Annotated in this window: 18 protein-coding genes and 1 riboswitch; of the genes, 11 read left to right on the top strand and 7 right to left on the bottom strand. The window is 61.9% G+C overall.

Annotation, left to right across the window (positions count from 1 at the left end):
* Window positions 1–438: 438 nt before the first annotated feature.
* Window positions 439–2,535, bottom strand: coding sequence for a TonB-dependent receptor (locus C4J85_RS02350; protein ID WP_124408908.1), 2,097 nt, complete (start codon window positions 2,533–2,535; stop codon window positions 439–441).
* A 213-nt stretch (window positions 2,536–2,748) separates the two neighbouring features.
* Here C4J85_RS02350 and C4J85_RS02355 point away from each other — a divergent pair, with 213 nt between their 5' ends.
* From C4J85_RS02355 to C4J85_RS02380, 6 genes are all read left to right on the top strand, one after another.
* On the top strand, window positions 2,749–3,078 hold the full coding sequence (locus C4J85_RS02355) for a YceK/YidQ family lipoprotein (RefSeq protein WP_372240628.1): 330 nt from the start codon (window positions 2,749–2,751) through the stop codon (window positions 3,076–3,078).
* Between the two features lie 132 nt (window positions 3,079–3,210).
* The gene (locus C4J85_RS02360; protein ID WP_124365589.1) at window positions 3,211–4,968 is read left to right on the top strand and encodes a carbamoyltransferase; all 1,758 of its coding nucleotides are present in this window, start codon (window positions 3,211–3,213) and stop codon (window positions 4,966–4,968) included.
* A complete protein-coding gene (locus tag C4J85_RS02365; protein ID WP_124365590.1) occupies window positions 4,969–5,865 on the top strand; it encodes a GNAT family N-acetyltransferase in 897 nt (298 codons plus the stop codon).
* Window positions 5,862–7,268, top strand: a complete 1,407-nt coding sequence (locus C4J85_RS02370; RefSeq protein WP_124408910.1) for a PIG-L deacetylase family protein — start codon at window positions 5,862–5,864, stop codon at window positions 7,266–7,268. Before C4J85_RS02365 ends, C4J85_RS02370 begins: the two co-directional genes overlap by 4 nt.
* Before the next feature lie 86 nt (window positions 7,269–7,354).
* Complete coding sequence (locus tag C4J85_RS02375) at window positions 7,355–8,503, top strand: glycosyltransferase family 4 protein (RefSeq protein WP_124408911.1); 1,149 nt, start codon at window positions 7,355–7,357, stop codon at window positions 8,501–8,503.
* Entirely contained in the window at window positions 8,500–9,381 is an 882-nt protein-coding gene (locus C4J85_RS02380; protein WP_124365593.1) for a glycosyltransferase, read from the top strand. Before C4J85_RS02375 ends, C4J85_RS02380 begins: the two co-directional genes overlap by 4 nt.
* A 109-nt stretch (window positions 9,382–9,490) precedes the next feature.
* Here the strand turns inward: C4J85_RS02380 and C4J85_RS02385 are convergent, their stop codons facing one another.
* Window positions 9,491–11,356 carry a bifunctional O-antigen ligase/aminoglycoside phosphotransferase family protein gene (locus C4J85_RS02385; protein ID WP_124408912.1) on the bottom strand — a complete coding sequence of 622 codons (1,866 nt, stop codon included), beginning with the start codon at window positions 11,354–11,356 and terminating at the stop codon, window positions 9,491–9,493.
* A gap of 158 nt (window positions 11,357–11,514) precedes the next feature.
* Between C4J85_RS02385 and msbA the strand changes: the two genes are divergently transcribed.
* Complete coding sequence (msbA, locus tag C4J85_RS02390; protein WP_124408913.1) at window positions 11,515–13,320, top strand: lipid A export permease/ATP-binding protein MsbA; 1,806 nt, start codon at window positions 11,515–11,517, stop codon at window positions 13,318–13,320.
* 192 nt (window positions 13,321–13,512) lie between these two features.
* Complete coding sequence (gene hldE, locus C4J85_RS02395; RefSeq protein ID WP_124369361.1) at window positions 13,513–14,937, top strand: bifunctional D-glycero-beta-D-manno-heptose-7-phosphate kinase/D-glycero-beta-D-manno-heptose 1-phosphate adenylyltransferase HldE; 1,425 nt, start codon at window positions 13,513–13,515, stop codon at window positions 14,935–14,937.
* Window positions 14,938–14,961: 24 nt separating this feature from the next.
* Here hldE and C4J85_RS02400 read toward each other — a convergent pair whose 3' ends face one another.
* From C4J85_RS02400 to C4J85_RS02415, 4 genes are read right to left on the bottom strand one after another with little or no spacing between them, the layout of a single operon-like run.
* A complete protein-coding gene (locus tag C4J85_RS02400) occupies window positions 14,962–15,927 on the bottom strand; it encodes a metal ABC transporter ATPase (RefSeq protein WP_124408914.1) in 966 nt (321 codons plus the stop codon).
* Between the two features lie 41 nt (window positions 15,928–15,968).
* The gene (locus C4J85_RS02405) at window positions 15,969–16,781 is read right to left on the bottom strand and encodes an aldo/keto reductase (RefSeq protein WP_124365598.1); all 813 of its coding nucleotides are present in this window, start codon (window positions 16,779–16,781) and stop codon (window positions 15,969–15,971) included.
* Window positions 16,778–17,953: an FAD-binding oxidoreductase gene (locus tag C4J85_RS02410; RefSeq protein ID WP_124408915.1), complete on the bottom strand. Its 1,176-nt coding sequence runs from the start codon at window positions 17,951–17,953 to the stop codon at window positions 16,778–16,780. The genes C4J85_RS02405 and C4J85_RS02410 overlap by 4 nt, the downstream gene beginning before the upstream one ends.
* 55 nt (window positions 17,954–18,008) lie before the next feature.
* A complete protein-coding gene (locus C4J85_RS02415) occupies window positions 18,009–18,344 on the bottom strand; it encodes a multidrug efflux SMR transporter (RefSeq protein WP_124369364.1) in 336 nt (111 codons plus the stop codon).
* A gap of 103 nt (window positions 18,345–18,447) precedes the next feature.
* On the opposite strand from C4J85_RS02415, the gene C4J85_RS02420 reads away from it, so the two are divergent.
* Together C4J85_RS02420 and waaA are read left to right on the top strand one after the other, a co-directional pair.
* Window positions 18,448–19,338 carry a LysR family transcriptional regulator gene (locus tag C4J85_RS02420; protein ID WP_124408916.1) on the top strand — a complete coding sequence of 297 codons (891 nt, stop codon included), beginning with the start codon at window positions 18,448–18,450 and terminating at the stop codon, window positions 19,336–19,338.
* 23 nt (window positions 19,339–19,361) lie between these two features.
* Window positions 19,362–20,639, top strand: a complete 1,278-nt coding sequence (gene waaA, locus C4J85_RS02425; protein ID WP_124408917.1) for a lipid IV(A) 3-deoxy-D-manno-octulosonic acid transferase — start codon at window positions 19,362–19,364, stop codon at window positions 20,637–20,639.
* 123 nt (window positions 20,640–20,762) lie between these two features.
* On the opposite strand, the gene C4J85_RS02430 is transcribed toward waaA, so the two are convergent.
* Window positions 20,763–22,202, bottom strand: a complete 1,440-nt coding sequence (locus tag C4J85_RS02430; RefSeq protein ID WP_124360993.1) for a TolC family outer membrane protein — start codon at window positions 22,200–22,202, stop codon at window positions 20,763–20,765.
* Between the two features lie 195 nt (window positions 22,203–22,397).
* Window positions 22,398–22,503: riboswitch (TPP riboswitch) on the top strand.
* 148 nt (window positions 22,504–22,651) lie between these two features.
* On the opposite strand from C4J85_RS02430, the gene thiC reads away from it, so the two are divergent.
* A complete protein-coding gene (thiC, locus tag C4J85_RS02435) occupies window positions 22,652–24,556 on the top strand; it encodes a phosphomethylpyrimidine synthase ThiC (RefSeq protein WP_124408918.1) in 1,905 nt (634 codons plus the stop codon).
* The last annotated feature ends 130 nt before the right edge of the window (window positions 24,557–24,686 follow it).

Here is a 24,686-nt window from a genome sequence, read left to right on the forward strand (position 1 = left end):
GGGAGGGGGCTTGCTCCCGATGGCGGCCTGACAGCCGACCATGATGTTGGATCAGAGCGAGTACATATCCGTTGCTGCGGTAACGGCGGCTTAGGGTTCCGCCCTGACGGCGGGTCACTTTGGAAAAGAGCCCCAAAGTAACCAAAGGGCTCTTGCCCCACCACTCGGCACCTCGCCCAGGCTCGGTGTGCCCGTAATCCGACAGTGATTTGGGGGGCCGCCGCCACGCGCCATCCATGGCGCGGGGCGGCTAAACCGGCATCCCTGCCGGTTTACCCCCCAAATCACTGTCGAATTGCGGCCAGCGTGGTTTAACGGGGCGCTTAGATCAAAAGCAAAATCACAAGCAAGAGCGGCTCGCTTCGCATCGTGGTTACCGTGGCGGCTACAAAGTTGTGTAGATACCTATGCCCCGATGGGCCCGCCCAGGCGCTGCGGTCAGAACTGATACTCCGCCCCCGCCCCCGCATACCACGACCGCCCCGGCGCCGCTTCGTAGTAGCGACCATTGCCGTCCCCCACGATCACCGATCCCACGTACTGACGATCCAGCAAGTTATCCAGGCGCAAGGTCTGGTGAAAGGTCCAGTGCTCTGCCTTTTGCTCGAACCGCGCGCGCCAGTTGAATACGCTGTAGCCCGGTGCGGCGTGTTGGCGGTTGGTGTCTTCGACGTAGACTTTGCTGCGGTACATGCCTTCGAGGGCGGTACTGACCCAGTCGCGCGGTTTCCAGTTCAGTTCGGTGAACAGCGTGGTTTGCGGCACGCCGGGCAGGTAGTTGCCTTTGTCGATGGTATTCGCGCCGCTGGCAAAGTCGCTGTCGTAGGTCGCTTGCAGGCGTGTATAGGCGAGGATGGTGCTCCAGTGCTCGCTGAGTTGGCTTTCCACGCCCAGTTCGAAGCCGCGACGCAAGGTTCGGCCAGCGTTCTGGTAGCTGGTGCGGCCACCGATGGATTGCTGCACGACCAGTTCGTCTTCAGTGGTGATCTGGAACACGGCGGCGTTGACGCGGGTGTTGGCCAGTTGAGCCTTCAGGCCTATTTCGTATTGCGTGCTGTCAGACGGCTTCAAGCCAAAGTTGAAGCCTTCGACATTGCCCGGTGCATAGGCCAGTTCGGCCTGGGTGGGGGTTTCGAAGCCTTTGCCTGCGCTGATGTAACCGTGCAGGTCGGGCGTGAACGCGTACATCACGCTCATCGACGGGGTGTTCTTCTGGTAGGTCTTGTTGCCGCTGGCGTCGCCATTGCTCAGGAATTGATCGTCGACGTCCATCTGCATGGTGCTATGGCGGATGCCGGCTTGCAGGGTCCAGCGGTCGAGGGCCCAGTTGGCCTGGATATAGGGGTCGAGACTGCGGGCGGTGTCGATTTCGTCACGGCGTAACTCGCCTTTCACGCCCAGGGTGTTGCCGCTGTAGTTCTGATAGCCGTGGCGGCTGTCTTCGCTCTGGTCGAAGTCCAGGCCGGTGATGATCATCAACTCGCCCGGCGCGCGCTCGATGGGCTGCATCCAGCGCACGCTGCCACCGTAGAACTTGCGGTCGAATTGCACGACGCCGCCGCCGCGTTCATTGGCAGGGTTAAGCGCTCCAGTGCTCGTAAACTTGGGAATCGACAGGTACTGAATCACGCTGCGCCGCCCGGTGTAGGCGTTGACCTGCAAGGTCGCTTCGCCAAAGTACCGTTCGTAATTCATGCCCAATTGCTGATGATCGATACTTTTACGCGTGTTGTAGGTTAGCGCATTGGCGCTCACCGAGCGTGGATCAGCCTTGTACGCCGCCCAGGTCTGCCCCAGCGGATCTTGCGTGCCATTCTGTTCCAGGCTGCTGTAGATCAACGCCAGCTTGCTGTCGTCATCCGGCTGGAAATTGAGCTTGGCGAACGTCTGGTCGCGGCGCGCGCTGCTGTGGTCGCGATAGCCGTTGGTGTCCATGCGCGAGGCGTCGAGCACGAAGCCGGCGCCGTTGGCCGCACCTTCGGCGGTGAGGTGGTTTTTGTTCAGCCCGTCGCTGCCGACCAGGGTTTCGGCACCGATGCGCGGCGGGCCCTCGCCGTCGCGGGAGAACATCTGGATCACCCCGCCGGCGTTGCTGCCATACAGCGTCGCGGCGGGGCCGCGCAGGACTTCGATGCGTTCGGCGGTGTCGAGGTTGAAGGTCGCTGCCTGGCCCTGGCCGTCCGGGGTGCTGGCGGGAATCCCGTCGGCCAGCAGCTTGATGCCGCGCACGCCGAAGGCTGAACGGGCGCCGAAGCCACGGGAGGAGATTTGCAGGTCCTGCGCGTAGTTCTGGCGGTTCTGCACCACCAGGCCGGGCACGCGGGACAGGGCTTCGGAGGCGTTGATGCCGAGTTGGCCGTCGCTGATCTGTTCGCGGCTGATGCCGTCGACCGAGTAGGGCAGGTCAAAGGTGGGGCTGGCGCTGCGCGAACCGGTGACCACGCTCGGGTCGAGGATCAGCGGCGCATCGTCGGCCTGGGCGGTATTGACCAGGCCCAGGAGCAGGGCCAGGCAAGCGGGGGTAGATGAGTTCATGAACAGGTCGGGTCCGTGGCGCCACCCGACTCAGGTGCGCGGGTGCAAATATCGCAAGTTTAACGATTCAGCCTGGGAATTGCCGAGTTCCTTGCCGTTGGGCCGAATGAGAGGTTTCCTACACCATGCAGCGGCTATGGAAACCTGAGTCGGCGGGCTCTAGGGTGCTAGATTTTCGGTCCTCTCAATAAGAAAGAAGAAGCAAATATGTGGATGCTTATCGTGCGGTTATCGGTGCTGCTGGGAATATCTTTGCTGCTGGGCGGCTGCGGTACCGCGACCACTGTGCTGCGAGGTGATGACGTCACTGTTCGCGATCTCAGGGGCAAGAAAACCTATTGTCAGTCTGTTTCACGCATCTACAGCGGCGTGGCGTATGACCTGTGTGTCCTGCACGGGCCGCCCAATTCCGCAGGCGGACTCTCGCTGAACGGTATTCCGTGGGCCATTCTCGATGTGCCCCTCTCCGGAGTGCTGGATACGTTCGTCCTGCCCTATACCCTCTACCGGCAAAACGCCGACGGTAACCTTGAGCTTCGCTAGCCCTTGGCGCTAACAGCTTCCTAGTGCTTTTAAGCTATAATCCCGCCCTTTAGCTGTTTCCCGCCCGTGCGGGAGGCACACTTTTTTCAGGCGCGACCCGCCTGCATGCAGACTAAAAGAGGCTAGACCCCAGTGGCATTGACGATTCTTGGCCTGTCCGGCGCCCTTAGCCATGATCCTTCCGCAGCCCTGTATATCGATGGCAAGCTGATCGCGGCCGCCGAAGAAGAGCGCTTCGTACGCGACAAACATGCAAAGAACCGCATGCCCTACGAGTCGGCGAAGTTCTGCCTGGAGCAAGCGGGCATCAAGCCTTCCGACGTTGACGTGGTGGCTATTCCGTTCGCTCCGATCAGCTTGTTCGGCGAAGCGCGCTGGCACTATGCCAAGCGTTACTGGTACGCCCCGGACCGCGCCCTCGACGCGATCCTGATGGGCAACCGCCGCTACAAGCGCTATCGCAACAAGATCGTCTGGTGCCTGGAGCAACTGGGTTTTGATCCGAAGAAAATCAAGATCGAACCGGTTGAACACCACCTGGCCCACGCCTCCAGTGCCTACCACTGCTCCGGCTTCCAGGAAAAAACCGCGATCCTGGGCATCGATGGCAAAGGTGAATACGCCACCACGTTCTTTGGTTACGGCGAAAACGGCAAGATCCACAAGATCAAGGAATTCTACGATCCGGACTCCCTGGGCGGCCTCTATGGCGCGATCACCGAGTTCCTCGGTTTCGAGATGCTCGACGGTGAGTTCAAGGTCATGGGCATGGCGCCTTATGGCGATGCCAGCAAATACGATTTCTCGCGCCTGGCCTCCTTTGAAAATGGCGAGTTGGTGATCAACACCGATTACGCCAACGTGATCGGCCTGCGTCGCTATAAAGAGAAGGGCAAGGGGTTCTACTTCTCGCCAAAACTGATCGAGTGGCTGGGGCCCAAGCGCGAAGGCGATATTGCCGACGAGCCGTACATCCACTACGCGGCCAGCATGCAGGCACTGTTCGAGAAACTGGCCTTGCAGATGATCGACCATTACCTGGGCGACATCCTCAAGGACACCGGCAAGCTGGCCTTTGCCGGCGGCTGTGCGCTGAACGTGAAGCTGAACCAGAAAATCATTGCCCGCGATGACGTCAAAGAGCTGTTTGTGCAGCCGGCGTCCGGCGATGCCGGCACTGCCGTGGGCGCGGCCGCCTATGTCTCCCACGCCCGTGGTGTGCCGGTGGAGAAGATGGAGCACGTCTATCTCGGCCCGTCCTATAGCAACGAAGACGTCATCGCGGCGTGCGCCAAGCACGCGAGCAAGCCGAACTGGCGCAAGATCGAAAACATGCCCAAGCGTATCGCCAAAATCATGGTCGATGGCAACCCGGTGGCCTGGTTCCAGGGCCGCATGGAGTTCGGCCCGCGTGCCCTGGGCGGTCGCTCGATCATCGGTTGCCCCAGCGCCACCGGCGTGGCCGACCGTATCAACCACCAGATCAAGTTCCGCGAGCGCTGGAGGCCTTTCTGCCCGTCGATGCTCGACACCGTGGCCCCGCAGATGATCAAGGTCGATCATCCGGCGCCGTTCATGACCTTCACCTTTGAAGTCTCGGAAGAATGGAAAACCCGCGTGCCGGAGGTGGTGCATGAAGACGGTACCTCCCGTGCCCAGGTGCTCAAGCGCGAATACAACCCGCGCTACTACGACATGATGAAGGAGCTGGAAGTCCTGACCGGCAACGGCGTGTCCCTGAACACTTCGCTCAACCGCCGGGGTGAAGCGATGATCTGCTCGCCGACCGACGCGCTGAACATGTTCTTCGGCTCCGACCTGCAGTACCTGATCATGGAAGACATCCTGGTGGTCAAGGATGGCGTGGACCCCTATGACGCCGTGGTTTAAATGCTGAACCGCTTGCGGGGCTGGCGTGAACGTGGCTGGACGCCTGTCGAGGCCGAGGTTTACGCCCAGGCCTGGCAGCGTTACGGCGGCAGTGTGGCGACCCATCCGCAGGTCATCGAACGCTTGGCCGGCCTGGCCCAGCTTCCGGTGCGCTACCTGGGTTGGGAGCAGGACGGCGAACTCAAGGGGGCGATTGCCACCTGGGGGCGCGACCTGGCCCTGTCCAAGGACGTACTCAAGCGCACCGGAAGGAAGGGCCTGTTTGACCTGGGCAATGCCGAGCTCATCCTGCCGATTGCCGCCGATGCGCAGGTACCGTTGCGCCACCGTGGGCGTTACCTGTCAGCGCTGAACGAAGGGCGCATCAGTACCCTCAAGCCCCAGGCCGAGCAATTGGCCATGGCGCGCACCCCTGAAGAACTCTCGAAAAAGTTTCGCTACAACCAGCGGCGTGAGTTGCGTTTGCTGGAAGAAGCGGGTGGCGTGGTGCGGGCGGTCAACGAGTTTTCCAGCGTGGAACTGGCGGCGATTTATTGCGACCTGTTCCAGCGCCGCTGGGGTTTCCCGGCGGCCGGCGCGGCGCGCTTGGCCGAGGTGCTGGAGCTGCTCAAGGAGTTTCTGTTCGGCTCGGTGCTGTTTCTCAACGACGCCGCAATCGCTGTGCAGTTGGTGTATCAGGTGCAGTCCCGCGAATGGTTCAGCGCCGAATACGTCAACGGCGGTGTCGACCCTGAAACTCGCGCGTTCAGCCCCGGCAGCGTGTTGAGTTTCCTTAATACCCAAAGTGCCTGGGAGCAGGCGCGGGCGGCCGACAAGTCGCTGCGCTTTTCCTTCGGGCGCGCCGACCGCGAATACAAGGAGCGCTGGTGCAACCCGGTGCCGGTGTTCAGCGTATGAGCCGCAAACAGCAGTTGCTCAATCGCCATCGGCGCAACAAGCGCATTGCGCTGTTAATCGGCTTGCTGGTGCTGATCGCGACCGGTGTGCTGGTGGCCTGGTGGCTGCCGCCGATCCTCGCGGTGCTGCTGTGGGCGGCCCATGAAGCCTGGTTTGCCGACCACCTGTTCTACTCGCCAAAAGACCCTTATGAGTACGCCTTCCCGGCCGGCAGCGAACAGCCCGGTTTGCGTCTGGAGGCAGGACGGCTATTGCTGGAAGCGCCGTTGGCGGCCGATGAAACCCTGATCGTTGGGGTTGAGTTGAAAAGCTCATGGCTAGGGCGCTTCCTCGACCCGGCGTTGGACGTGCTGGGCCTGGAAACACCGGACCGGCAAGTCTTCGAACGGGGTGTCGCCGGGCGGCGTTATCTCAACCTGACCGGCGCCACTGAAGCACTTGCGGCGGGCAATATCGTCTTGCGCGGACGTTTTTGCCGGATCGAGGGCCAGCCGACGCTATGGCGTTTTCGCCAACCCGACTACCGCCAGCAACGCGTAATGGTGATCGCCCCCCACGCCGACGATGCCGAGCTGGCCGCGTTCAGCCTTTACAGCCAGGCGACACAAAGCTGGATCGTGACCCTGACCGCCGGCGAAATCGAAGCCGAGCATTACCAGCACATGGGTTTGCCCAAGGCTGAGGCGGCGCGGCTCAAAGGCCGCCTGCGCGCCTGGGACAGCGTTGCCGTGCCGCGTTGGGCCGGTGTGCCCGAGGCGCAGTGCGTGCAACTGGGTTATTTCTGCATGCAATTGCAGGCCATGCAGGCCGCGCCGGATCAGCCTCAGGCCTCGCGCGAAGCCGACTTGGCCGATACGCGACTGTTCCGTCAATTCAATAGCTTTGCTTTGCCCGGGGATGTGGACGGCGCGCCGACCTGGCACAACCTGATCGCCGACCTGCGCGCACTGCTGCTCAAGGCGCAGCCTCAGGTGATCGTGTTGCCCACGCCGTTGCTCGACCCGCACGCCGACCATATCTGCGCTCATGCGGCGGTGCTTGAAGCGTTGCAGGGCCTGGCGTGGCAGCCCGACACATTGCTCGGCTACGCCAATCACCTGCATGATAACGACCGCTGGCCGATGGGCGATTCCGGGGCCGGGGTGGCGCTGCCGCCGCATTTCGATGCCGCCGTAGCGCTGGTCCCGTGCAGTTTCACCCTGACCTTGCGCCAGCAGCAGGACAAGGCCATGGCGCTAGGCATGATGCATGATCTGCAGCCGCGAGCGCCGTTCAAGCGTCGCGTGCGCAAGTGGTTGCAGCAGGTGCTGGCGGGCCGTAGTCCATCGCCTTATGGCGAGAACGAATTCTTTCGCAAGGCCGTGCGTCGTCACGAGCTGTTGTGGGTCCTTAAGCAGGACTGAGACCCTATCGAAGGCAGGCCGGCATGGGCCTGTCGCTGTTTTTTACCGGGCCGTGCGCCCGTAGCCAGATCGCTGCATGGAGAGTTATGAAGCCGCGTTTCAAGGTTTTGCAGTTACAGCCGGACTACAACGTCAAGACCCATGATTTCGCCGACCTGGGTGAGCAGATCGTCAAATCCCTGCCGGTTGAGCGTTTCGAGGTGACCTCCGGTTTTCTCAGTGGGCGTCCGCAGCCAGGCCAGCCCTTGAGCGTGGCCGAGCACTCCCACTATTTCGAGTTGCCGGAGAAGTCCCTCAAGGGCATCCGCTTTGGCGCCATGTGGCAGATCTACAAGTATTGCCGCGGGCAGAAATTCGACGTGGTCATCTGTAACCGCTTCAAATCGGTGAACATGATGCTGTCGCTCAACCGTTGGCTGAAGATCCCGTTGTGCATCGGCATCTCCCACGGTTTCGGCGAGTATGCCCGTGGCTATCGCCGGCGCCAGACCCGGCGTTGGGTCAGCCCGGCCTGGCGGTTCGTCGGTGTGTCGGAGGCGGTGAAGGACTACCTGGTGGACCTCAACTGCGGGTTCACCCGCGAGAACACCACCTATGTGACCAACGCGATCGATATTCCCCAGGCAGAAGCTTTGCAACTGTCCCGCGAGGACGCCCGCCAAGCCCTGGGCCTGCCGATGGACGCGCGCATGATCGGCGCCCTCGGCCGCCTGGTGCCGATCAAGGGCCACACCCATTTGCTGCAAGCCTTTGCCACCCTCAAGGACAAATACCCTGAGGCGCAGGTGGGCATCATTGGTTCCGGGCGTGCCGAAGCCGATCTGCGCGCCGACATCGAGCGCCTGGGCTTGACGGGCCGTGCGCATTTGCTGGGCTTTCGCGAAGACGGCATGAAGTACGTGCGCGGCTTCGACATCTGGACCATGCCATCGCTGTTCGAAGGCCTGGGCCTTGCGCTGCTGGAAGGCATGAGCGGCCACTTGCCGGTGATCGCGTCCAACGGCCCTGCGATGCTGCCCCTGGTGCAGGGCGCGGGCGGCTTGTCCCATGACCCTGGCAATGTCGAGCAATTGGCCGAGGCGCTGGATACCTATCTGGCGCTGAGCGATGAGCAGCTGCGCGCCAAGGGTGAAGAGGTGTTCCGCTATCTGGAAGCCAACCACACCCTCGACGAGTTCAAGCACAAGTACCTGACCCTGATTGAAACCGGTTTGCGTGAAGTAGGTAGAGCATGAATCAGCAGCAACCCCTGGTCTCGGTGATCATTGCTTCCTATAACCATGCCCGGTACATCGAGCAGAGCATCCTCAGCGTGTTGGGGCAGACCTACCCCCATATCGAGTTGTTGGTGGTCGACGATGGTTCCAAGGATGACAGCGTCGAACGCATCCGGCGCTTGCAGGCCGAGCACGGTTTTGATTTCCAGGTGCAACAGAACCAGGGCCTCAGCGCCACCCTCAACGGCGCGATCGCTCGCGCCAAGGGCAGCCTGATCGCACCGTTCGGTTCGGATGACATCATGCTGCCGGACCGTATCGCCACTCAGGTGGCGTATATGGAGGGCAAGCCGAAGGTGGGCATGTGCGCCGGCAACATCGAGCTGATCGATGGCGATGGCAACCTGCACCCGGAGAAGAAGCAACGTCGCGATGTGCCGTTTCGCAGTCTCGATTTTGACGACATGTTCATGGACCGCAAGCCGTTCCCACCGGCGCCCACCATGCTGATTCGTCGGGACGTGCTCGAGGAGGTCGGCGGTTTCGACCCGCAGATTCCCCTCGAGGACCTGCTGATCCAATTGAAGATCACGGCGGCGGGCTACACCATCGACGCCCTTGACGTGGTGATGGCGCAGTATCGACAGCACGGCAGCAACACCTACAAGAACCACCGCTACATGATCCAGAACATCCTCAAGACCTACGCCAAGTTCAGCGACCACCCGGCCTATGACGCGGTGCGCTACAACTTCCTGAACTCGATGTTCTTAAAGACCGCCCAGCGCGACCGGCCGTTGGCGCGCGAGATTCTCAAGCAGATTCCCCTGAAGTTCTGGGGCCGCAAAACCTTGCGCGGGTTGGTGCGGCTCTACTTGGCACCGCTGAAAAGCTGAAACGGCGCGACCCCTGTAGGAGCGAGCTTGCTCGCGAAGAACGTTAACGATGACGCGGGCATCCTGGCGCCCCGCGTCGTCTTGGCGTTCTTCGCGAGCAAGCTCGCTCCTACAGGGGCTTGTCTCCCGGACGGGCCAGGCTCTGTACCTGCTCGCGAATTTTCGCAGTGGCCGTTGGGCTCGCAACGGTTGCGTAGCCCTTCACCAGTTGCTCGAAGTGCGTTTCGAACAGCCAGTTGCGGTCCTGCGGATAGCGTTGCATGTGGCGCAAATTACGCTGGCGCAATGCGTAGCGCAGGGGCGACGGGTAGATGCGCAGGTCGGCGACGTCAATCAGGCCGAACTCACCGTCGTCCATCAGCAACACGTTGCCCAGGTGCAGCGAACGGAAGTACACGCCGCGCTCATGCAATTGCGCCATGAACCGACCAAAACGCTCGACCAGCGATTCGCGCAGGCTGCTGTCCAGGCTTTGCAGGGCCTGGCGCAGGGTCAGGCCGGGCAGGGGCGTGTAGGCCACGGCGCTGCTGGCATCGGGCAGGGAGTAGAGCCCGAGAATGTGCGGTGCGGGGATGCCCAGGGTGCGCAATTGCTCGCTGTTGCTGGCAAAGCGCTCGGAATACGGGTTGAAGCTACCGGAGGTGTACCAGCGGCGTGGGCGGAACAGCTTGAGGAAGCTGCCATCTTCCAGGCGCAGGACTTTTGGCCCGAGGCCATCGGCTTCGATTACATGGGCATTGCTGCACAGCTGGTCGAATGCCTGGGGCTTGATCGATTGCACAGGCATGCGCAGCAGGCTGCGGTGGCGCTGGGCGACGCTCAGGCCGGCAATGATTGCCAGCGGGATCCACAGCAGGAACCAATGCTCCTTGGGGCGCGACAGGATGCCACCGCCTTCGGTCAGGCCGGCACCGATGCCGTAGGCCAGCAGCGACGATGCCAGGATAAACAGCGGTTGCGCGCGTTGCTGCAGGCTCTTGTACAGGGCCCAGCCGAGCATGAATATCCAGGGGATGAAGCCGATGATGCCGACGTAATAGAGCACGCCAAGGGCAAAGCTGTGGGGTTCGCGCAGTTGGTAGCCGTCTGCCAATGTCAGGTACAGCTCGGAATTATAGCTATGGCCGATCCAGGGACGCTCGGCGATAAGCTGCAGCGACATGCTCCACAGCTCCAGGCGGAACGAGCTGCCGCGCGAAATAATCCATTCGGGATAGAACACTACCAGCACAGCCGCTCCCACCACCGTACCGGCGATAAGCAGCACCGAACGACGATTGCGGCTGATTAAAGCCATCCACCCAATCGCCAGCATCAACGCCACCAACGGGGTACGTGAGCCGGTTGCCAGCACCGCCATAGTCATGATCGCCAGGGCCGGCACGCTGAACCACAACACTTTCAGGCGCTGGGTCGTCATGCACACGTACAGCCAATACACCGTGAAAAAGCCGAACAGGTGAGAGCTGAGCAGCGGATTGTCGAGGGCGCCAAGGCCGCCGATCATGCGCATGCCAGGTTGGTAGCCCTTGGCGAACGCCATCAGGTTGGCCAGGCACACCACCAGTGCAATCACTGCGGCACCGAAGAAAATCGGCTTGAGCAACTCGTTGCGGTAATGCAGCAGCAGCGCGCAGCCGCCAAACAGCATGAAGGTGTTCAACGGGCGTTTGAAAAAATCGGTATCGGTGCTGTGCTCGGGGCTCCAGAGCAGGCTGGTCAAGGCCCAGGCGCAGAACGCCAGGAACGCCAAGGCGATAGGTTCGCGCAACAGGTCCTTGAGTTCCCGGGGACGCATGCACAACAGCAACAAGGTGGGCACGCTGAACAGGATGTAGAAAACCCGGTGCAGTACGTTACGGTTGCCGACGAAGAACAGCGCACTCAAGAGCAACAGCAAGCCAACAGGCAAAATCCACAGGACCAGGAAGTCGAAAACGCGATTTGAGCCATAGATAAGGCGCTTTGAGTGCATACGATAAAGCCATTCCAGAAAGAGAAAGCCGACCATCTTAAGGTAGTGGCTATGTAATGTCGCCCGTCTGATCCAACCGGGCTGCGGGTTACGCCGGGTGCAAGTACAACAGAGAAGCTGTGCTAAAGTCAGCCTCCTTTTTCAAAACGCCGCGTGATATGACCGACTCCAGTCCGAGCGCAAGCCCTTCGAGCTTGAAAATATACTTCCGCCTGCTCAGTTACGTTAAGCCTTATATGGGCTTGTTCGCGTTGAGTATCCTTGGATTTCTGATTTTCGCGTCGACCCAGCCGATGCTGGGTTACATCCTCAAATACTTCGTCGACGGCCTGTCCAACCCCGAAGCCGTGCTGTTCCCGACGGTGCCTTTCCTGCGCGACCTGCAGCTGCTGCAGGCGGTGCCGCTGCTGATCATTCTGATCGCGGCCTGGCAAGGCCTGGGTTCGTTCCTGGGCAACTACCTGTTGGCCAAGGTCTCCCTGGGGCTGGTCCACGATTTGCGCGTGCAGTTGTTCAACAACCTGCTGACGCTGCCAAACCGTTACTTCGACAACCATAACTCCGGCCACCTGATTTCCCGCATCACCTTCAACGTGACCATGGTCACGGGGGCGGCAACCGATGCCATCAAGGTGGTGATCCGCGAAGGCATGACAGTGATATTCCTGTTCGCCTCGCTGCTGTTCATGAACTGGCGCCTGACGCTGGTGATGATCGCCATCCTGCCGTTGATTGCGGTCATGGTCAGCACGGCCAGCAAGAAATTCCGCAAGCAGAGCAAGAAGATCCAGGTGGCCATGGGTGACGTCACCCACGTCGCCTCGGAAACCATCCAGGGCTACCGCGTGGTGCGCAGCTTCGGCGGCGAGGTCTACGAGGAAAAAAGATTCTTCAAGGCCAGCCAGAGCAACACCAACAAGCAATTGCGCATGACCCGCACCGGGGCGATCTACACGCCGGCGCTGCAACTGGTGATCTACTCCGCGATGGCGGTGCTGATGTTCCTGGTGCTGTACCTGCGAGGCGATGCGTCGGCCGGTGACATGGTGGCCTATATCACCTTGGCCGGTTTGTTGCCCAAACCGATCCGCCAACTGTCGGAAGTCAGCTCGACTATTCAGAAAGGCGTGGCTGGTGCCGAAAGCATTTTCGAACAGCTGGACGAAGAGGTGGAGGTCGATCACGGCATCCTTGAGCGTGAAAAAGTCAGCGGCCGCCTGGAAGTGCGCAACCTGAACTTCACCTACCCGGGCACCGAGCGCCATGTGCTCAAGGACATCAGCTTTACCGCCGAACCTGGGCAGATGATCGCCCTGGTGGGGCGCTCGGGCAGTGGCAAGTCGACCCTGGCCAGCCTGATCCCGCGGTTCTATCACCACGAGAGCGGTGAAATCCTGCTCGATGGCATCGAGATCGAAGACTACAAGCTGCTCAACCTGCGCAAGCACATCGCCCAAGTGACCCAGCACGTGACCCTGTTCAGCGACACCGTGACCAACAATATCGCCTACGGTGACCTGGCCGGCGCGCCACGCGAAGACGTCGAGGCGGCGGCGGCGGATGCCAACGCCAGGGACTTCATCGACCAGTTGCCCAAGGGCTTCGATACCCAGGTCGGCGAGAACGGCGTGCTGTTGTCCGGCGGCCAACGCCAGCGCCTGGCGATCGCCCGCGCCCTGCTCAAGAATGCGCCTGTGTTGATTCTCGACGAGGCCACCTCGGCCCTCGACACCGAGTCCGAGCGGCATATCCAGGCCGCGCTGGACAAGGTCATGCAGGGCCGCACGACGCTGGTGATCGCACACCGCTTGTCCACCATTGAAAAGGCTGACCTGATCCTGGTAATGGACGACGGTCGCATCGTCGAACGCGGCACCCACGGCGAATTGTTGGCGCAGAACGGCTATTACGCCCGTCTGCATGCCATGGGCCTGGATGCGCCGGTACCCGCCGATATCACCTGATCTGAAATATGCACACATCTACTGTGGGAGGGGGCTTGCCCCCGATAGCGAAGTGTCAGCCTGCACATATGCCAGCTGACCCACCGTCATCGGGGGCAAGCCCCCTCCTACATTTGCCCTGCGCTGGGCGCAAGCCAGCGCAAACCCTGTGCTAATATCGCGCCCCTGTTCATTTTGTATGTGGGTTGCTCCATGAAGTTGTCCATGCCGCGATTCAATCAAGCCCCTGTCTTGGTGGTCGGCGATGTCATGCTCGACCGTTACTGGCATGGTGGTACCTCACGGATTTCCCCTGAGGCGCCGGTACCGGTCGTCAAGGTCGAGCAAATCGAAGACCGTCCGGGTGGCGCTGCCAACGTTGCCCTCAATATTGCCGCGCTTGGCGCCCCGGCCTCCCTGGTGGGTGTGACCGGTGACGACGAAGCGGCCGACAGCCTGGCCAATAGCCTGCGCGGGGCGGGCGTGCGCGCGTTGTTCCAGCGCATCGCTCATCAGCCGACCATCGTCAAGCTGCGAGTCATGAGCCGTCACCAGCAATTGCTGCGCATCGATTTTGAAGAACCCTTCGCCACCGACGCCCTGGCCCTCAATAGCCAGGTAGAGGAGTTGCTCGAAGGCATCAAGGTGCTGGTGTTGTCCGACTACGGCAAAGGCGCCTTGAAGAACCACCAGGTGCTGATCCAGGCCGCCAAGGCCCGCAACATTCCGGTGCTGGCCGATCCCAAGGGCAAGGACTTCTCGATTTATCGCGGCGCCAGCCTGATCACGCCAAACCTCAGCGAGTTCGAAGCCGTCGTCGGTGGTTGCGCCGATGAGCACGAGCTGGTGAGCAAGGGCGCGGCGCTGATGGCCGATCTTGAGCTCGGCGCCCTGCTGGTGACCCGTGGCGAGCACGGCATGACCCTGCTGCGTCCAGGCCATCCGGCGATGCACCTGCCGGCGCGTGCGCGAGAAGTGTTCGACGTCACCGGCGCCGGTGACACGGTGATTTCCACCCTGGCCGCGTCCATCGCCGCCGGTGAGGAGCTGCCCCACGCCGTGGCCCTGGCCAACCTGGCAGCGGGCATCGTGGTTGGCAAGCTGGGCACCGCTGCCATCAGCGCACCCGAGTTGCGTCGCGCCATCCAGCGCTCCGAAGGCTCGGAACGCGGGGTGCTGGGGCTCGAGCAATTGCTGTTGGCGATTGACGACGCTCGCGCCCACAACGAAAGCATTGTCTTCACCAACGGTTGCTTCGACATCCTGCACGCCGGCCATGTGACTTATCTTGAGCAAGCGAGCGCCCAGGGCGATCGCCTGATCGTCGCGGTCAACGATGACGCGTCCGTCAGTCGCTTGAAAGGCCCTGGGCGCCCGATCAATAGCGTCGACCGGCGCATGGCGGTACTGGCGGGTTTGGGTGCGGTGGACTGGGTGATCAGTTTTTCTGAAGGCACCCCGGAAAACTTGTTGGCGCAGGTCAAGCCGGACGTGCTGGTCAAGGGCGGTGACTATTCCGTCGACCAGGTAGTGGGTGCGGACATCGTCAGTGCCTACGGCGGCACGGTCAAAGTGCTGGGGCTGGTGGAAAACAGCTCGACCACCGCGATCGTCGAGAAAATCCGCAATAACGAATAAAGCCTGTGGCCGCTGGGCTCGCGCCTAGCGGCTGGTTTTCTTCGGCACGATCTTGCGCAGCATCTGCTGCGCCTTGCCGGTCAAGCGCTTGAGCTTCGACTCTTTTTCCGGCTCTGCCAGGCCTTGCTGGCGCAGCCAGTCCTTCCAGCGAATCCGCTCATCACGCACCAGCCAGCCGTCCTGCTGGGCGAAGCTTTCGGCCAGATACAAACCACGCGTGCTCGCCGGGTATAGCTGATCTTTCTTGACGGTGTACAGCTCGGCCAGCGGCTCGCCGTCTTTGAGCGGCATCAAGTACAGATCCGGACGTTGTCGATCCAGGCGCGCCACCAGTTGATCACCTTCCAGGCGCTCATCCACATGAAACAGGCTCAGTGACTTGGCCTCCTTCGGCACTTCCAGGCGCAGATCGTAAATCAGCTGCAGTGACGCCGTCGGCAGGTGCACATAGGCCCGTGGGCGCTCGATCAACTGGGTGGTCGCACAGCGCACCGGGCGCGCGGCGCCGGACAGCGGGCTCAGGCGAAACGGCAGGGCTTCACGGTAATGCAGCGCGGCGGAGTAGGGCGCCGGCAGCCACGTGTCGTTGAAGCGCCCGCCGAGCCAGCCTTCCGGAGTTTCCAGCAAGCACTCTTCGGCAATTTCCTGGATGGCGGTATGCAGCGGCAGGTTCAGTTCATGGGCCGGGACGTAGCCGGATATCAGCTTGAGCACCACATCGCCGCGATCCTGGCGCCGCTGGCGCACCAGTACCCAGTAATCCTTGTTTTGCCAGTGCAGCGTCAGGCGCACCGAGACGCCGAGGTTCGCCAGCTCCAGAGTGAAGCGTTCGGCGTCCGGCACCTCGACCGGCTTGCGCCGTTGCAGGGTCTGGGCGAAGTTGAGCGGCATGCCGACGCTCTGGTAGCTCAGGCCTTCGGGTGTGGCTTCTACGTGCAGCGGCAGTGTCTTGAAGTTGCTGGGGTTCTTTCTTATGAGCGTACGCGGCATGTCGGCTCCTTTTTGCGACGGGGTCGGCCGCGTGGGCGGCATCAGAGTTGACGGATGACTCGGGCAGCGGTTGCCACGTTATGGGCCAGGTGCAGCGGATTAATGGTCCCGACAATAGCACTGGCGACACCCGTTTGCGCAAACAACAACATGAAACTGGCCTGAATTGGATCCATTCCAGGCTCCAGGCACACGTGGCCGCTGGCCAGGGCTTTTTTCACCAGGATGCCCTTGCCATGGGCCGCCGCGTATTCAATGACGGCTTTTTCAGCTTGTTCGTTCAAATTGTAAGTGACCATTGCGCAATCACCCTGTTCCAGCGCCTTCACGCCGCCTTCAACGGTCTTGCCGGAGAAGCCGAAACCGCGAATTTTGCCCTCTTTTTTCAGCGCCGCCAGGGTCTGGTACACCTCGCAATCATTGAGGATATGCAAGTCGTTGCCGTCGGAGTGCACCAGCACCAGGTCGATAAAATCCGTTTCAAGTCTTTTCAGGCTGCGCTCGATCGACATCCGCGTATGGGCAGCGCTGAAATCGTGGCGGGATACACCCGCTTCGAATTCCTCACCGACCTTGCTGACGATCACCCAATCCTTGCGCTGGCCGCGCAGCAGAGGCCCGAGACGCTCTTCGCTGCGGCCGTAGGCGGGCGCGGTGTCGATCAGGTTGATGCCCAGCTGGCGCGCCTGGCGCAGCAACATCCGCGCCTCGTCGTCATCCGGAATCTTGAAGCCGCTGGGGTATTTCACCCCTTGGTCACGGCCCAGCTTGACGGTGCCCAGGCCCAAAGGCGACACCAGCAAGCCGGTGCTGCCCAGGGGGCGATGCAGGTCGTGCAGGGTTGGCAGGCTCATGGCAACAGTTGCTCCCAGGCGGGTTGGCCGATAGCCGGCTTTGGCAGCTCGGGCAGGGGAGCGCTGGCGCTTGGGCGGATGCCATCGCGTTCCAGGCTGTTGATCACGCGGTCGGCGAAGTCCGGTGCCAGGGCCAGCTTGGTCGGCCACCCCACCAACAGGCGACCCTGTTCGGCCACGAAGGCATTGTCGGGACGGGTCAGGCCCGATTGCAGTGGCTCGGCGCGGTTGACGCGCAGGGTGGCCCACTGGGTCTGGCTCATGTCGATCCACGGCAACAACTGGGCAAGTTCTTTCTGGGCGGTAGCGATCTGCTCTTGCGGCGTGCGCGCCACGCCGTCGGCCTCGGCGATATCGCCACCGATGTACCACACCCAGCGACCGTCGGCGGCCGGGTGGGTGGTCACGGTCAGGCGCGGCTTGGTGCCGCCGCCCAGGCAGTGGGCATACAACGGCTTGAGGCCCGGGCCTTTGGCGATGATCATGTGCAGCGGGCGGGTCTGCATCGCCGGCTGGCTCAAGCCCAGGGCCGCCAGCAGCTCCGCCGTGCCGGCGCCGGCGCTCAGTACGACGCGCTGGGCGCGGATGTCGCGGCCATCAACCGTCAAGCCGACCAGCGTGTCGCCGTCGAGCAGCGGTTCGATCTGCCGGCCTGCGAGCAAACCGTCACCGGCCAGATGCGCCAGGCGTTCAATCAGGCTTGGCACGTCCACTACCAATTCCGCCAGGCGATAGACCCTGCCCTTGAAGCGGCGATCTTGCAGCGCCGGGGGCAGTTCGTCGCCCTTGACCTGATCGACGCGACCACGCACGGCCTTGCTGGCGAAAAAGCTGGTGAGATTACCGGCGAGGGTGCCGGGGGACCACAGGTAGTGGGCTTCAGAAAGCAGGCGCACGCCGGACAGGTCCAGCTCGCCAGTGCCGGCCAGGGCTTCACGCCAGCGGCGCGGCATGTCGGCAATCGCTTCGGAGGCGCCGGTAAGGGCGCCGTGCAGGGCGTATTTCGCGCCGCCGTGGATGATCCCCTGAGACTTCACGCTTTGCCCGCCACCCAGGGTCGCGCTTTCCACCAGCACCGTGGAAAACCCCTGGCGGCGCAGGCGCGCATTGAGCCAGAGGCCGGCAACCCCGGCGCCGACAATCAGAACGTCGGTGGAAATAACGGATGGCATCGGCGACCTCAATGTTCAAGACAAGAGGCGCAGTATACAGGCTGTTGAGTGGCGGTCAGTGACCGGCGGTTTTCGAGAACAGCTGAATCACCACCACGCCCAGCACAATCAGCCCCATCCCCAGCATGGCCGGGATGTCCAGCTTCTGCCCGTAGATGAACAGCGCTGCAACGCTGACCATCACGATGCCCATCCCGGCCCATACCGCGTACGCCACGCCCACCGGCACCGTGCGCACCACCAGCGTGAGCATCCAGAACGCCACGCCGTAACCGACGATCACCAGCAACAGCGGAATCGGCGTGCTCCAGCCCTTGATGGCTTTCATGGAAACGGTTGCGATCACTTCCGAACAGATGGCGATGGCCAGGTAACAGTAGGCGGCGTTCATGGTGCGTTCCTCAAGGTGAAGCTCGTTTGATAAGGTCGGCATTCTAGAGGTTCAACAGATGGGGTAAAGTCATTACCTATCCGAATTCAAGATAGGTTCAGCCATGAGCGTGCAGTGGGATCTGGAACAGATGCGCCTGTTTGTCAGCGTAGCCGAGCAGCGTTCGTTCTCTGCCGTAGCGCGCGGGCAACGCAAGGCGCAATCGGCCATCAGCAACGCTATTGCGATGCTGGAGGCAGATCTCGGCGTCAGCCTGTTCGAGCGTAGCAGCGGCCGCCAGCCGCGCCTGACCGAAGGCGGCAGTGTGCTGCTGGAGGAGGCGCGGGAAGTGCTGCGCCAGTGCGAGCGCCTGACGGGGCGGGCATTGTCGTTGACCCGTGGCGAGGAAGCGTGCCTGCGCCTGGCCCAGGACGAGGCGATGTTGTTCCAGCCGGTGCTCGACAGCCTGGAAGCGCTGGCCGTGCGCTATCCGTTGCTTGAAGTGCAGTTGTCCAGCGCCGCTCAGGGCGATGTGGCGCGCAAGCTGGTGGAACGCCAGGCCGACCTGGGCCTGTTGTTCTACCACGACCAGATCCCCGAAGCCCTCGAACGGCGGGTGGTGGGCAGTGTGGAAATGGTCACGGTGTGCGGAGTGAATCACCCATTGGCCAAGGAAAAGTACGTGGATTGCCAACGACTGGCGCAGTTTCGCCAGTTGCTGATGTCGACCCAGACCAGCGTCTACCCCGGCAGTGAAGCCGCCAGCCCGCTGGTGTGGCGGGCCGACAGCTTCTACGTATTGGCCGAATGGCTGATGAGCGGCCTTGGTTGGGCGTGGTTGCCACGGCATATCGTGCAATACCCGACCTACCAGCAACAGATGGTTGAACTGGACAGCGAATGGACCCCGCCGGCGCTGGTGGTTGAACTGGTGTGGCGCCGCGATGAGCACCTTGGGCCCGCCGCGCGTTTTTTGGCGGAACGTTTTGCCGAGTGTCTGCAGGCGATCGACTGAAAAAGCCGATAAACTCCGCCGCCATGAATAGAACTCTCTACAGCTGTCTGTTTTACCTGGCGCTGCCGTTGGTGGCTTTACGTCTATGGTTGCGCGCGCGCAAGGCGCCGGCCTATGCCAAGCGCGTGGGCGAGCGGTTTTCCTATGGCTTGCCGGTGATGCAGCCCGGCGGCATCTGGGTGCATGCGGTGTCGGTGGGCGAAAGCATTGCCGCCGCGCCGATGATCCGCGCCCTGCTGGAGCGTTATCCGCAGTTGCCGATGACCGTCACCTGCATGACGCCCACCGGTTCCGAGCGCATCCAGGCGCTGTTCGCCAATGAGCCGCGCATTCAACATTGTTATCTGCCGTACGACTTGCCCTGCGCCGCCAAGCGTTTCCTCGACCGGGTACAGCCCAGGCTCGCGGTGATCATGGAGACCGAGTTGTGGCCTAACCATATTCACGCCTGCGCCCAGCGCGGTATTCCGGTGGCGCTGGCCAATGCGCGGTTGTCGGCGCGCTCGGCCAAGGGCTACGCCCGGTTTGCCAGGCTGACCGCGCCGATGCTGGCGCAAATGAACTTGATTGCGGTGCAGACCGAGACCGAGGCCGAACGCTTTCGCAGCCTCGGCGCGCGTCCTGAAACCGTTGAAGTCACCGGCTCGATCAAGTTCGACCTGACCGTCGACCCGCAACTGCCGGCCCGCGCCGCCGCCCTGCGCGAACAATGGGGTGCCGGCGAGCGGCCGGTGTGGATCGCCGCCAGCACCCACGAAGGTGAAGATGAAGTCGTGCTTGCGGCCCATCGCCAATTGCTCGCCAGCTATCCCAACGCCTTGCTGATCCTGGTACCGCGTCACCAGGAACGCTTTGACCCGGCCTTTGAGCGTTGCGTGCAGCAGGGCTTTGCCACGGTACGTCGTTCCAGTGGCGAGCCGGTCACCGCAAACACCTCAGTGTTGCTCGGCGACACCATGGGCGAGTTGCTGTTTCTCTACGCCTTGGCCGACAGCGCCTTTGTCGGCGGCAGCCTGGTCCCGACCGGTGGGCACAACCCGCTGGAGCCGGCCGCGCTGGGCAAGCCGGTGATCATGGGGCCGCACCTGTTCAACTTCCTGGAAATCACCGCGATGATGCGCAACGCCGGGGCGTTGCGTGAGGTGGATGATGCAGAAGGCTTGGCCGAGGCGGTGCGGCAGCTGTTCGAGTTGCCACAGGATGCGCGCAGGATGGCGCAGGCGGGATTGAAGGTGATGCAGGCTAACCAGGGCGCGCTTAAGCGCTTGCTGGATGGGCTGGGTAGACTGATAAATCACTGACTCAACACTGAACCAACTGTGGGAGGGGGCTTGCTCCCGATAGCGGTCTGTCAGTTCAAGTTGTCTTGACTGACACTCCCTCATCGGGAGCAAGCCCCCTCCCACATTGGTTTTGCAGTGTTATCAAGAACCTGGGCGGGCCTTCAGTTGCTCGGCGGCGGCTTTGGCCAGGTCCGGTGGCAGGAAGTCCTTGTCCGGGTTGTAGTCGGCCTTGAGGTAGCGCGTCAGGTCCTGCAGATCCCCTGGATTCAACGTGCCCGCAGCCTGCTTCAAGCGCAGGTTGTCGAGGATGTAGTCGTAGCGGCTATTGTTGTAGTTGCGCACCGACGCGTAGAGCTGGCGCTGGGCGTCGAGCACGTCGACGATATTGCGCGTGCCCACCTGATAGCCGATTTCCGTGGCTTCCACCGCGCTCTGGTTGGAGATGATCGACTGGCGGCGCGCCTGTACCTGCTCCACGTCGGTGTTCACCGCGCGGTGCAGGTTGCGGGTGTTTTCCACGACCTGGCGGCGCAGGCCTTCGCGTTGCTGCTCGGTCTGGCCCAGGCGCGAGTAGGACTCACGGACCTGGGAACTGGTCAGCCCGCCGCTGTAGATCGGGATGTTCAGGCGCAGGCCGATGGTGCGCTGTTCGACGTCACCGCGATAGGGCGTGCCGAACGCATTCGGGTTGCTGAAACCCAGGGCATCGTTATCGCCTTTTTCGTACTGCGCCACCGCGTCCAGGGTCGGCGCGTGGCCGGCCTTGCGCTGCTTGAGGGTTTCCTCGGCGGCGGTGACGGCATAGTTGCTGGCCAGCAGGTTCAGGTTCTGGCGGCCGGCGGTTTCGACCCAGGCCTTGGCGTCGTTCGGCAGCGGTGGCAACACCGGCAGCGTGTGGACAATGCCCTGGATCGAATTGTATTGGCGATTGGTCAGGGTGATCAGCGCCTCGAAAGCGTCTTCCACCTGGCGCTGGGCGAGGATACGGTTGGCCCGTGCCGTGTCATAGCTGGCCTGGGATTGCAGCACGTCGGTCTTGTCCGACAGGCCCACATCGAAGCGTTCATTGGATTGGTCCAACTGACGCTTGAAGGCATTTTCTTCGGCCTTGGTCGAGGCCAGGTTGTCTTGGGCGCGCAGCACGGCGAAGTAGCTTTCGGCGCTCTGCAGGATCAGGTTCTGTTCGGTCGCCGAGAGCTGCAGCGCCGCCTGTTCGTTGGTGGCTTCGGCGGCTTGCAACTGGAACCAGCGGTCGGCACGGAACAGCGGCTGGCTCAGGGTTGCACGCCAGGAGTGCGCATCGCGATTGGCGGTGGCGGCCGGCGTGTCGATCTGGGTGCGTACGTTGTTGATATCAGCGCCGCCGGTCAGGTTCGGCAGCAACCCGGCGCGAGCCTGGGGCACTACTTCTTTCTGCGCGCCGTACTGGGCGCGTGCGGCGGCCAGATCAGCGTTGTTGTCCACCGCTTCCTGATAGACGCTGACCAGGTCGGTCCTGGCAGACAAGGGCGCTTCAGCTGCCCAGACCATTGTGTGGGTCGCACAAGACACGGCAACTGCCAGTGAAAGTTTGCGCAGCATGAGTCGATCCCTGAGTAAATATTACGATAATAATTTGTTGGCCAAGGCTACGGTGACCCAACTGGAGCGTCAAGCCTTGAGGCAGCTCCGGAGTGTAGTGGCCGGACCGCGGCACAACAATCCTGCAATCACGCCATTTGTCATGCCCAATGCAGCGCCATTGGCAATTTGCCCACGCCATGGTCTAGACTGGCCGCGTTCTTGTCGGGGTGCCTTGTTGGAAGGCTGAGATCGGTAAATACCGGATCCCGTTGAACCTGATCAGGTTAGCGCCTGCGTAGGGAACAAGATTTCTCGTCACCCGGCGAGTCCTCTTGTGCTTCGTCCGGGAAGTTGTTCGACAATCGAACAGCCCTCGCGCGCCAAGCACAGCACTGGTTCCAGTGCCTCCGTCCGTCACAGGTTCGCTCCGACAAACATCCACCGCCTGGAGAGTTGGAGAGCCCGTGATGAGCACAGAAATAAAAAGTACAAAACTGAAAAACACCGTGCACCTGAGTGAATCGGCCAAGGTCGACGCAGGCTCCGTGCAGCCGTTTACCCGCTCGCAGAAAATCTACGTACAAGGCACTCGCCCGGACATTCGTGTGCCGATGCGCGAAGTCAGCCTGGATGTGACGCCCACCGATTTCGGCGGCGAAATCAACGCGCCCGTGGTGGTCTACGACACCTCCGGTCCGTACACCGACCCCAACGTGATCATCGACGTGCGCAAAGGCTTGGGCGATGTGCGCTCGCCCTGGATCGAATCTCGCGGCGACACCGAGCGCCTGTCGGGCCTGAGTTCGCACTTCGGTCAACAGCGCCTGAGCGATGCCGAGTTGACCGCCCTGCGTTTCGCCCATGTAAAGAACCCGCGCCGCGCCAAGGCCGGGGCTAACGTCACGCAGATGCACTACGCGCGCAAGGGCATCATCACCGCCGAGATGGAATACGTTGCCATCCGCGAAAACATGAAGCTTGAAGAAGCCCGTGCCAGTGGCTTGCTTGACCAGCAGCACGCCGGTCACAGCTTCGGCGCCAGCGTACCGAAGATCATCACCCCTGAATTTGTGCGCGAAGAAATCGCCCGTGGTCGCGCGATCATCCCGGCCAACATCAACCACACCGAATTGGAACCGATGATCATCGGCCGTAACTTCCTGGTGAAGATCAACGGCAACATCGGCAACAGCGCGCTGGGCTCGTCCATTGAAGAAGAAGTGGCGAAACTGACCTGGGGTATTCGCTGGGGTTCGGACACGGTGATGGACCTGTCCACCGGCAAGCACATCCACGAAACCCGCGAGTGGATCATCCGCAACTCGCCGGTGCCGATCGGTACTGTGCCGATCTACCAGGCCCTGGAAAAAGTCGGCGGCGCCGCCGAAGACCTGACCTGGGAGCTGTTCCGTGACACCTTGATCGAACAGGCCGAGCAGGGCGTCGACTACTTCACCATCCACGCCGGCGTGTTGTTGCGCTATGTCCCGCTGACCGCCAAGCGCGTCACCGGCATTGTTTCCCGTGGCGGCTCGATCATGGCCAAGTGGTGCCTCGCCCACCACAAAGAGAACTTCACCTACACGCATTTCGATGAGATCTGCGAAATCATGAAGGCCTATGACGTCAGCTTCTCCCTCGGCGACGGCCTGCGCCCTGGCTCGATCGCCGACGCCAACGACGCCGCGCAATTCGGTGAACTGGAAACCCTTGGCGAGCTGACCAAGATCGCCTGGAAGCACGACGTGCAAACCATGATCGAAGGCCCGGGCCACGTGCCGATGCAGTTGATCAAGGAAAACATGGACAAGCAGCTGGAGTGCTGCGACGAAGCGCCGTTCTACACCCTCGGGCCGCTGACCACCGATATTGCGCCAGGCTATGACCACATCACCTCCGGTATCGGCGCGGCGATGATCGGCTGGTTCGGCTGCGCCATGCTCTGCTACGTCACGCCCAAGGAGCACCTGGGCTTGCCGAACAAGGATGACGTGAAGACCGGCATCATTACCTACAAGATCGCGGCGCATGCTGCCGACCTTGCCAAGGGCCATCCGGGTGCGCAGATACGCGACAACGCGCTGAGCAAGGCACGCTTCGAGTTTCGCTGGGAAGACCAGTTCAACCTCGGCCTGGACCCGGACACCGCGCGTTCCTATCACGACGAAACCCTGCCGAAGGATTCGGCCAAGGTCGCGCATTTCTGCTCGATGTGCGGGCCGAAATTCTGCTCGATGAAAATTACCCAGGAAGTGCGTGAGTACGCGGCTAACCAGCGCATTGAAGCGGTGGATGTGGACGTGGCCAAGGGCCTGGCGGAGCAGGCGGAGCGGTTCAAGCAGGAAGGCAGTCAGCTGTACAAAAAAGTCTGAAACCCATGATCGTTCCCACGCTCCGCGTGGGAATGCATCCCGTGACGCTCGCGTCACAAAGGCGGACGCAGAGCGTCCAAAGCGGCATTCCCACGCAGAGCGTGGGAACGATCAGCCCCTCAGAGATACC

Source organism: Pseudomonas sp. R4-34-07 (assembly GCF_003852375.1).
GTDB lineage: Bacteria > Pseudomonadota > Gammaproteobacteria > Pseudomonadales > Pseudomonadaceae > Aquipseudomonas.